The organism is Microbacterium sp. MRS-1 (genome assembly GCF_000585455.1).
GTDB classification, from domain to species: domain Bacteria; phylum Actinomycetota; class Actinomycetes; order Actinomycetales; family Microbacteriaceae; genus Microbacterium; species Microbacterium laevaniformans.
Window position 1 is genome coordinate 1 of the sequence record NZ_JAUF01000067.1, and the last position, 9,198, is coordinate 9,198.

A 9,198-nucleotide genomic window follows, 5' to 3' on the forward strand; every position below is an offset into this window, starting at 1 on the left:
TCATACGCAGCCGGGCTCTGCCTCTCCGCAGCCTTGCAATGGATTTAGCAACACGGCCTAGTGCAGCTCTAGCCTTTCGCTGCCGCTAGAGCCGCGCTGCGGCGTGACGAGATGCTGCGCACGAAGTCATCACTGCGACCGTCGATGTTCAGCGCGAGCACGGCAGATGCGAGCAACTCGTGCTCGACGACCCACGGCTCAGGGTCAACCGCCCATGCGACGCGCGCGTTCTCCTGCATCCAGCGTGTGATGCGGGCTTCGCCGTCGGTGCCGTAGTGCGCGCGGCCATTGTGAAGGGCGAGCGTCAGCTCTAGCGGCTCGGCAAGTAGCACGCCGAGCGTGCGCCGGAGTGTGGACTGTGAGGCGTTTCCGTAGACGTGCTGCACAAGGCGCTTACGGAGCGTCCCCGCTGATGCAGCGCGGCTGGGGCTGATGCCGACGTAGAGGAGCTGGTGACCCTCACGCTCCCGGTACGCCGCGCCCGGCACGTCGAGTGCGCCTCGACGGAACCACCAGCCGTAGATTCCGGGCGAGGCGGGCGCGGTCCGAACATCGGCGGCGGCGACCAGTGCAGAAGGAATCAGGATGCGCTCCGCGGTGAGCGAGGTGTCAGGCATGTCGTCAGCGTACTGATGTCAACGGTCAGTGCGGAGTCAGAGCCACCAGAGGCAGAGTCTCGAACGTGTCGTCACCGTGGCACGCCTGCGCGCTGCGCTCTGACGAGCGCAATCTCTGGAATGAGATACTGGGTTCATGTCACCGCGCGCGAAGCTGGAAATAGGAGTTATCCCCGAACCTTCCGTGCGGTGGCTCAGCAAGACGAAAACTAAGCCCGCGATGTGGCGCGCGTGGGCCAGCACGCGCCTGAGCGAAGATGACGCAAAACCAACCCCGGTAGAGGGCAGCTCCACTCTCCGCGGCGAAGCGGGGAAGGCCGAGGCGATTGCGCGGTTCCGTGCTCATGCGAACGCACTGCTCGGGGTAAATCGAGCCGAGCCGCCGACCGTCAAGGAGATGGCAGAGTCCTGGTTGGAGTGGAGAACGCTGAGGGAGTCAAGCCGGGCCACGTACCGGACGGTGCTCGCCACTTCCCTCGCACCGCTACATGAGCGCCCTGTCACCGAGGTGACTCCAGGCGAACTGTTCGACCACCTCTCGTCGCTCTCCCCCGGCGCCGTCCGTAGCGCCTACGCGCTCCTTCGTGGCGCATTCTCGCGTGCGGTCGGTCTTGGCCTCATAACGACCTCACCCGCGACAAAGGACGTGGTGCCGCAGCGAGCCGCCGACAGCGACAAGGTGATGCGACGGCTGACCGTTGCAGAAGTGCAGGAGCTGCGTGAGATGTTCCGCGCGGGCCAGTCCCGTCCACGCGCATCCACGCCCATCTACACGGTCACAGAGCTGATGTTGCGGACCGGCGCCCGCATCGGCGAGGTGCTCGCTCTTCAGGCAAAGCACATCGAGCGCGACGTGAACCTTGTCACGGTCAGCGGCGAGCCGGACATCACAACACTTGTCAGCATCACGGGTACTCAAGTTGGGAGCGACGGTAATCTGCGTCGCCAGGAGCACATCAAGAGCGGTCCGACCGGGCGCCGGAAGGTGAAGGTCTCGGAGGCGTTCTACCGCGAGCACCTCGCACCGCTACTGAACGGTAAGTCCGGCGACGACTGGTTGTTCGAAGCCCGTCGGGTGAGCGGGCGGAAGGGAACCGCCGCGGCGGGCACGCTCCTCCCTCCGCAGATGGTCTCAGCGTCGAATCTGCGGACTGCCTGGCGGAATCTCATCAAGGGCACGGTGTACGAGAAGGCCGAGGTCACGCCGCATACCTACCGACGCACGGTCGCACAGGCGCTCGTGGACGATGGCAAGGCCGAGTTGGCTTCGGCGCTGCTCGGTCACTCGACGGCGGTCACGCTGTTCCGCTCGTACGCCGACCGCCCTGTGCCCGTCGTGGACCCGTCAGCGCTTCTCGACGGCATTTTCGTCGAGCATCGCGGTCCTCAGACCGAAGCGGATTGGGAGGCTCTGTACGGCGACTTGGACGCCGATGAAGCAGCTTTCGCAAGCGATTCTCTGGAATAGCTCTGGAATCGGGCCGAAAACCAGAACCGCCTCTCATCAAGGAATCCCTGGTGAGAGGCGGTTTTTTGGTGCACCCCCTGGGACTCGAACCCAGAACCCACTGATTAAGAGTCAGTTGCTCTGCCGATTGAGCTAGAGGTGCGTTCCGTCGGCCGCTGAATCTCTCGAGAAGATCACTGGCGAACCGAGGGACAACGTTACCATCCCGAACGTCTCACCGCGAATCGAGGCCCCGAGTGACCCCTATCCTTGAGGGTGTGACCTCCCCCGCCACCACGTCCGCCTGGAGCACGCCCTTCGACGGCGACCTGACCGACGATCTCCGGCTCGCGTTGCGTCTTGCCGATGCGGCGGATGCCGTGACGATGGCGCGCTTCGATGCCGCCGATCTCGACGTCCAGGTGAAGGCCGACGCCTCCCACGTCACGGAGGCCGATCTCGCCACCGAGCGTGTGCTCCGCGAGCTGCTGTCGACCGAGCGGGCCGGCGACGGCATCCTGGGCGAGGAGTACGGTACGTCGGGCGACGCGGCCCGGCAGTGGATCATCGACCCGATCGACGGCACGGCCAACTACCTCAAGGGCATCCCGATGTGGACGACGCTCATCGCACTCGCGGTCGACGGCGTCCCCCGTGTCGGGGTGGCCAGCCAACCCGCCCTCGGGCGACGTTGGTGGGCGGCATCCGGTCAGGGCGCCTGGACCAACACTGCCGACGGCGGCACGCGCCGCCTCGGCGTCTCGGGTGTCGACGCCGTCGCCGATGCCAGCGTGAGCTTCCAGTCCATCGCGCAGTGGGACGAGGTCGGCCGCGCCGACGATCTGCTGCGCCTCAGCCGCGCAGTCTGGCGCGACCGCGGCTATGGCGACACCTGGCCGTACATGCTCCTCGCTGAGGGGCGACTCGAGTTCGTGGCGGAGTTCGGCGTCAAGGAGTACGACATCGCCGCCCTCGTGCCGATCGTCCACGAAGCCGGTGGAAGGTTCACCGACATCGACGGAGCCGACTCGCTGTCGTCGCGCTCGTCGCTCGCGACCAACGGACGTCTTCATCACGACTTCCTCTCCCTCCTCCGCGCTTCGCCCGCCATCTCCTGATCGGACCCCCGCCGATGACACGTGCACGCTTCGCACCCCTCGCGCTGTCCACCGTCGCCCTCGCAACGGCTCTTCTGCTGAGCGGTTGCACGTCAGCCGCGCCCTCGGCCGGCCCGGCCCCCACCGGCAACGCCGTATCACCCACGCCGACCGAGGCGCTGCCCGGACCGACGCCGGACACCTCGCCGACGACGGGCGGCGCCGTGACCTGCGACAGCATGATCGTCTCCGACACCCTCGCCGAGTTCAAGAGCAAGGGATGGACAGCCAAGCAGACGCCCTTCACGTTCGAAACCCAGCCGCCGAGCGCACCGATCGACGGCGGACTGATCTGCACCTGGGCGAATTACTCGGTCGCATCGGGCAACCTCATCGAGTTCGGCTGGGCACCCGTCAGCACCGCCGACGCCGAGACGGTGGCCGCACAGCTCGAGAAGGAGGGCTGGCGCCGTGAGCCGGCCGATTCGGGCTTCTACATCACGCAGGACCCGTCGCGCGTGATCACCGTGGATGACAAGGGATACGGCATGACGTACCAGTTCGGCGACGGCTGGGTCGCTGTATCGGACACGAAGCAGAACTTGCTGCTCATGCCGGTCACCGCCGGCTGACGCGCCGACCGCTCCTCGGGACCACCCTTCTCAGCGCGTCCACAACCGACGCTCACGAGACCCATCAGCCGACGTCAGTCGCGATTCACGCCCCATTGCCGCGCGCGCCGCGCACGGCCCGCAGTCTGGGTGATCGCCGCCCCTTCCCCTCCTACCTGATCGGTGCGGGCGAAGGCGGGCGACATCTCCCTCTCGACCTTGGATTCCGGCATCGGCGCGGCACTGGTGCTGGCCGGAGGCATCCTGCTCGCGCGCCGTCGCACGAAGCGCACGGCGGACTGACACCCGCAGACGGCGAAGGCCCCGGCATCCATGATCTGATGCCGGGGCCTTCGCCGGTGACAGTGACGTCGTGGAAATGCTGGGAACTTATTCGAATCTCAGGGGTGGCGGAAACACGGCCCTGACGCTGATCGAGGACGCTCGCCGGTGTCAGCAACCACGCCAGACACCTACGGGGAATCGAAACGGGAAAACTCTCCAGGAGCGCGTCAAGCGGCTGTCGGAAGCGGAGACCGCGGCGCTCATCGAGGCATACAAGCAAGGCGCCACGGTCTACGAGCTCGGACGCCGTTTCGGCATCCACCGCACGACGGTCTCCGAGCACCTACACCGCGCAGGCGTGCCCACGCGCACAGTGCGGCTGGTCGTTCTGAGCGATGAGGATCGTGAGCGCGCGCTAAAGGCTGCGCAGGCGGGGATGTCGGTGCGACGCATCGCCACGCTGATCGGTGTGACCGAGCGCGTGGTCGCACGGACACTCGATGACGCCGGAGTGGAGCGTCGTACGTACTCAGCCCGCCTCGCGTGACCGCGCTTGACAGGGCGTGGCAGAAGCCTCATAGTCTCACGCAGCAAGACGCGGAGAAGTCCCTTGCGGTGTGACCTCCGACTTGTGTCACGTTATGGCCACCGCGCTGGGCTGAACACCAGCCGTTCGCGGTCGTCGTAACGTCGGCCCCGTGTTGCCTGCGGAATCAGGCACGAGAGGGGTAGAGGATGAGAAAGTCCTTCCGTCCACGGTTCCAGCTACGCGGAATCGCCTGGTGTATGGGCCTGGTCGCACTCATGTTCGCCTTCGGGCTGGTCATGATGATCGTCCAAGGGCAGCCGAGCATCCACGAACTATTCCAGGCTATCTGGATAAGCGTGGTCTGTTGGATCGCCGTCCTGATCCACCTACTGGCGACCGTGACTGCAGCAGAGTATTCGACGTGGAAGCAAGCGCGTGATCGTCACACGTCCTAACCTCACCCAGCCCCGCGCCCCGTTGACCGCTTGGTCACGGGCGCGGGGCTCTTCACATTCCTGCAAGTTCCTCGCTGCTCAGTGACGTCCCCACGACGACCATGAGAAACCCTTCCAGACCAAGGGGGCTTGGCGGGGCTTCCCTCCGAGCGGGTTCAGCAAAGCGATGATCGCCGCGATAAAAGGCATGACAAAGTACAACCACGCGGGGATGCTGAGGTCTGCAGTTGGCGAGGTGCCTGTCCAGTCTCCGAAGGCCGCGAAAGCGGCGAACACGACGAGCCCCATCATTACGACGGTGTTCTTCGTCTTTGCGATCTGCGGTGATAGGAGCGCCATTGCGATCAGCGACTGCGAGTAGGGGCTATGGAACGTCCCTCCCGTGAACGTCGTGAAATAGCCGAGGATGATCACGCACTGCACGGACGCGATGAACAGCGCCGCTGTCTGCAGCCGGGTGAGCAGCAGCGGGGGCGTCTGGCGCTCAAAGATGGTCAGGTGGCGCGCGAGGAACCGTCGGGTCGCGTCCCATCCGAACCCGACGTAGACGACTCCGACGATCCCCAGAACCTGCCAGAGCAGTGGAAGCCAGTGAGGATCGACACCAGGGATGAAGAACTGTGTGATAATCCCTGTGCCGAGCGACAATGCGGTCGCGATGACCACCGCGAAGGCTTGCTCCGCGGTCGTTATCTCATCGACCGAATCAATGGTGCCCAGGGCGTCGACGGGCGCGCCCCCGGCGAGTCGTTGGTTCTCATCGTCCGGCTGCTCAACGGCGATGGACATACGCAGTCCCCCCGGCCCCCGCATCCCGGTGGCCTGCACTGATCTTGCGAGTCTGAACGGTATAGTCCGCAAGCGTCGCGATGCCCGTTGCGACCACGAGAATCGCCAACGGCCAGACTGCAGTGTCGGTCAGCATGACCAACGCACCCCAGAGTGCGATGGAAAGTGTGTATGAGCGGTGCCACGGGGCACCGGCGGCGACGACCCTGGCTCGCGCCAGCACCCGCCCGCCGATTCCTGCCTGAGCGAGGTCTCGGACGATCATGAACACCCATAGCGGCCACATCCCCTCCACACTCAGGCTCACCACGGCACAGACCGCGTGGACGCTGAGCCGATCGAGCGTGCCATCGAGAAGCCGCCTGACAGACGTCTCCGCGTTCAAAGCACGCGCGACGTCTCCGTCCAGGATGTCAACGACGATGAAGAGCGCGAGCAAGCCAACGGCCGTCCAGGGCGCACCGGCGAGGTATGCCAGGACGATGCCGAGCACCATCGGAACGCGCACGAGCGTCATTGCAAGCGGAAGCCCCCGCGTAAGAGGCCCGATCCGCGGAACAGCTCTATCGGACATGGGGCCGATGGGGACGACCCGCAACGTCAACATGCTCATGAATGGACCTCCCGGGTCGTTGCGCCGTTCAGGAGAGTTTCCCATGAACATCCCGCCGCCCACGTGACCGACGCCATACGGCGCTATCGAGACCATGATGCTCGACTCCCTGCTCTCGGAAGACGACGGAAGGCACCGGAGCTACGCTGCGAGGTCGCGCTCGAGTCGCCTGCCGAGGCGCCGGATGCGCTCGTCGGTGCTTGCGGCGAAGAGCTTGACATAGGTGCAGCTCTGTTCGCGGTCGGCTTCGTGCTCGGACTTGGCGAGCGCGAAGAGCTGTTCTTCGGCGGCCCAACGACGTGAGACGACCAGTGCGGACCGGTCGTTCTGCCACACCTACGCCCGGGGGCGGGGCGGGCGCAGATGATCCCAGGCTGTGCGTACTCGTTCGTCGCCGACGCCGGCACACCTTCAGTGGATGATTCGTCCCACACACTCCGTACGCTGATGGCATGCCACCACGTTCCGAGCCTGAGTGGTTCCGTCTCACCGAGGCAGCCACAACGGAGATCATGAGCAGGGTCTCCGAAGCGGTGTCGGCCAACGCGATGGCACCACAAGTCCAAGCTCTCCCGACGCTCGCGCACTGGTTCCTTCTCGATGGCCTTCTGCTCGCGAATCAGGCGAACCGTGCCGGGATGCACGCTAACGCCCTCGCCCTGACCAGGCAGTGCGTCGAGGCAATGAGCATCATCGAACTCGGCATCTGCGGGCACCCCGACGCCGAGGCAACCCTGCATAAGTGGGAGGCCGATGAACTAACACCCGGAAAGCTGCGAGCTTGGTTGCAGGCCAACGTCTGGCCCCAGTATGGAACGGGCCTCTGGAACGAGCACTGGTCGGACTTCATGCGAGAGTTCGCTAGCGCCATCCAGCCCTATGCACACTACAGCAGTCCTCTCCTGCAGTGGCAGTACCGGCTGCATCACGTCCCGCTACCGTCGAACGACGATGGGAGCAAAGAGTTGAGCACGGTCATTGAGCTCATGCCACGCGCATACGACGCGCAAAAGGCGACGCGCATCACGCTCTTCCACGGACTCATCTCCTACGTCCTCGGCCGCATTGTCGCGACCAGTCGGCCCGATGATGCGGAGTTCCGCCAGCTGGTGGAGCGCGTCGGCGACGCGCTAGGTAAGTCGCGCTACCTCGATGGCCACGCAACAAACTGGAGCCAGCAGTTCTGGGCAATGGTCTGGGATCGACGCGGTGGGACGATCCTCGAATGACCACTGCGTAACCACCGCCTATGACGTGCGGTTGCTGAACTCGACATCGACCTTCAAATCGCGCACCAAGACTCTGCCTCCCACGATCTCGTGGCGGATGACTCGACGATCACGCACCGCTCCCTTCTCCGGGAAATCGACGAACCGATCGTTGCTGACGACGAACGTCATCGGATCATCAGCGAGGTCAAGGATCGTCTCATCAGCGCTGGTGCCCGGGGCTGTCACGTGCACCGTCACGCCGGAGAGCTGCTCGCGAAGCCGATCATCGCTCGGCAGCCCCAGCCGCGCACGGATCGAAGCATCGAAGATGACCGTGAGTTCATACTCGTCCTGCAGCCGAGCGCAGAGTTCCCTCAGCGCGAAGAGGCCGACGAGCTTGTCGCCTTCGTAACAGAGGTTGCTCCCGTCAATGACCAGCGAGCGGATCTCCCGCGATCCGCGCCGTGCGATGTCATGAAGCCGACGCTCCAGCTTCTCGCTCGTACGCTCCTTCGCAGCGAGCTCCTTCTGCAGACGACCAATTGCCGCCGCCGGACTGCCTGTCCCGAACCGGCGTTCGCACTCTTGGTGCACCATCGCTCGCTCATAGCTGTTGTCAGCATGTTTGAGTTCGCGGAGGAGGCGTTCAGCACGGCCCAGGTCGCGTGTGAGCTCCTCGACTTCTTCGCCTATTGCTACGAACTGAGTTCGTGGAGCGTCCAGTTCTTCGTCCAGCGCATCAGCACGCATGCGCAGGTCTTCGATCGAAGCGCTGTGCGACGAGACCTCTGCCTCCGCTTGCGAGAGTGCACCGACAGCACTCGGTCGGTTGAACCCTGCGTAACGGGCCACCGCTGCCTCGACATCGCTGAGACGCTGTGCGGCGATCTCTCGCTCTCCCGAGACACGATCGCGTTCAGCCTGGAGCCGTCGGATCTCTGCAACTCGCTTTGCCAGGCCAGACTTCGCGGCAGAGCGTTCGCTCGACATCCAGTACGCCGGATTCCAGCCCATGCGCGTCGCCGGCATCAACTCCTTGGCGCGCCTGCCCACATCGCGCAGGGTGGTCTTGATCTCCTCAAGCTGCACGTCGTAGGCGGCGACGCTCTCCTGCTCGGCGGCAAGTTGTGCGGTGAGTTTGGCGGGATCACACTCGTCGTACCACGCCATGTCCGCAGCCAAGGCCGCCTGCGTCACCCGCAGTTCGCCGAGCGTATTCTCGTGCGCCTCAAGCTGAGCTCGCAGCGGATTGAACCGTTCCACGACGACAGCCTTCTATCTGAGCCCAGTTGCGGCCCGGTCTTGGGTGAGCGCCAGCCCCGCTCACATTCCGAAACGAGAGCCAAGTCAGCAAGAGACTACGTGCTGCGGCGGGTTGCAGCTTTGACCCCCGGAGCGAACCTCCCTGACGACCTCTCACCGAGTTCGAGCAGGCCCGGAACGACGCGGCATGAACAGGGGCCGGTTCAGACAGCTACACCCCTAGGCCGTGTTGCTAAATCCATTGCAAGGCTGCGGAGAGGCAGAGCCCGGCTGCGTATGAA

General features: G+C 64.8%; 10 protein-coding genes and 1 tRNA gene. 5 read left to right on the plus strand and 6 right to left on the minus strand.

Annotated features, from left to right (window positions below; genetic code table 11):
* Positions 1 to 68: 68 nt before the first annotated feature.
* Positions 69 to 617, minus strand: a complete 549-nt coding sequence (locus tag AS96_RS11385; protein WP_051498854.1) for a GIY-YIG nuclease family protein — start codon at positions 615 to 617, stop codon at positions 69 to 71.
* 136 nt (positions 618 to 753) lie between these two features.
* On the opposite strand from AS96_RS11385, the gene AS96_RS15070 reads away from it, so the two are divergent.
* Complete coding sequence (locus tag AS96_RS15070) at positions 754 to 2,085, plus strand: tyrosine-type recombinase/integrase (protein ID WP_081768051.1); 1,332 nt, start codon at positions 754 to 756, stop codon at positions 2,083 to 2,085.
* A gap of 66 nt (positions 2,086 to 2,151) precedes the next feature.
* On the opposite strand, the gene AS96_RS11395 is transcribed toward AS96_RS15070, so the two are convergent.
* Positions 2,152 to 2,227 (minus strand) — tRNA-Lys (locus AS96_RS11395).
* A 115-nt stretch (positions 2,228 to 2,342) separates the two neighbouring features.
* Here AS96_RS11395 and AS96_RS11400 point away from each other — a divergent pair.
* The 3 genes from AS96_RS11400 to AS96_RS11410 all read left to right on the plus strand — a co-directional run bounded on the left by AS96_RS11400 (position 2,343) and on the right by AS96_RS11410 (position 4,604).
* Positions 2,343 to 3,182: an inositol monophosphatase family protein gene (locus AS96_RS11400; RefSeq protein ID WP_036289819.1), complete on the plus strand. Its 840-nt coding sequence runs from the start codon at positions 2,343 to 2,345 to the stop codon at positions 3,180 to 3,182.
* 14 nt (positions 3,183 to 3,196) lie between these two features.
* The gene (locus AS96_RS11405; protein ID WP_036289820.1) at positions 3,197 to 3,793 is read left to right on the plus strand and encodes a hypothetical protein; all 597 of its coding nucleotides are present in this window, start codon (positions 3,197 to 3,199) and stop codon (positions 3,791 to 3,793) included.
* Positions 3,794 to 4,145: 352 nt separating this feature from the next.
* Positions 4,146 to 4,604, plus strand: a complete 459-nt coding sequence (locus AS96_RS11410; RefSeq protein WP_155947565.1) for a helix-turn-helix domain-containing protein — start codon at positions 4,146 to 4,148, stop codon at positions 4,602 to 4,604.
* A 515-nt stretch (positions 4,605 to 5,119) separates the two neighbouring features.
* On the opposite strand, the gene AS96_RS11420 is transcribed toward AS96_RS11410, so the two are convergent.
* The 3 genes from AS96_RS11420 to AS96_RS11430 form a co-directional block, all read right to left on the minus strand.
* Complete coding sequence (locus AS96_RS11420; protein WP_155947566.1) at positions 5,120 to 5,830, minus strand: hypothetical protein; 711 nt, start codon at positions 5,828 to 5,830, stop codon at positions 5,120 to 5,122.
* On the minus strand, positions 5,814 to 6,347 hold the full coding sequence (locus AS96_RS11425; protein WP_036289825.1) for a CDP-alcohol phosphatidyltransferase family protein: 534 nt from the start codon (positions 6,345 to 6,347) through the stop codon (positions 5,814 to 5,816). The genes AS96_RS11420 and AS96_RS11425 overlap by 17 nt, the downstream gene beginning before the upstream one ends.
* Positions 6,348 to 6,584: 237 nt before the next feature.
* Positions 6,585 to 6,779 carry a hypothetical protein gene (locus tag AS96_RS11430; protein WP_036289826.1) on the minus strand — a complete coding sequence of 65 codons (195 nt, stop codon included), beginning with the start codon at positions 6,777 to 6,779 and terminating at the stop codon, positions 6,585 to 6,587.
* 116 nt (positions 6,780 to 6,895) lie between these two features.
* Here AS96_RS11430 and AS96_RS11435 point away from each other — a divergent pair, with 116 nt between their 5' ends.
* On the plus strand, positions 6,896 to 7,672 hold the full coding sequence (locus AS96_RS11435) for a hypothetical protein (RefSeq protein ID WP_036289828.1): 777 nt from the start codon (positions 6,896 to 6,898) through the stop codon (positions 7,670 to 7,672).
* Positions 7,673 to 7,690: 18 nt separating this feature from the next.
* Here the strand turns inward: AS96_RS11435 and AS96_RS11440 are convergent, their stop codons facing one another.
* Positions 7,691 to 8,917 carry a hypothetical protein gene (locus tag AS96_RS11440; RefSeq protein WP_036289830.1) on the minus strand — a complete coding sequence of 409 codons (1,227 nt, stop codon included), beginning with the start codon at positions 8,915 to 8,917 and terminating at the stop codon, positions 7,691 to 7,693.
* Positions 8,918 to 9,198: the final 281 nt, after the last annotated feature.

Bases quoted from the DNA above. Each gene is read 5' to 3' on its own strand.
- AS96_RS11385 (WP_051498854.1), bottom strand. From the start codon at position 617: ATGCCTGACACCTCGCTCACCGCGGAGCGCATCCTGATTCCTTCTGCA.
- AS96_RS15070 (WP_081768051.1), top strand. From the start codon at position 754: ATGTCACCGCGCGCGAAGCTGGAAATAGGAGTTATCCCCGAACCTTCC.
- AS96_RS11405 (WP_036289820.1), top strand. From the start codon at position 3,197: ATGACACGTGCACGCTTCGCACCCCTCGCGCTGTCCACCGTCGCCCTC.
- AS96_RS11420 (WP_155947566.1), bottom strand. From the start codon at position 5,830: ATGTCCATCGCCGTTGAGCAGCCGGACGATGAGAACCAACGACTCGCC.
- AS96_RS11425 (WP_036289825.1), bottom strand. From the start codon at position 6,347: ATGACGCTCGTGCGCGTTCCGATGGTGCTCGGCATCGTCCTGGCATAC.
- AS96_RS11435 (WP_036289828.1), top strand. From the start codon at position 6,896: ATGCCACCACGTTCCGAGCCTGAGTGGTTCCGTCTCACCGAGGCAGCC.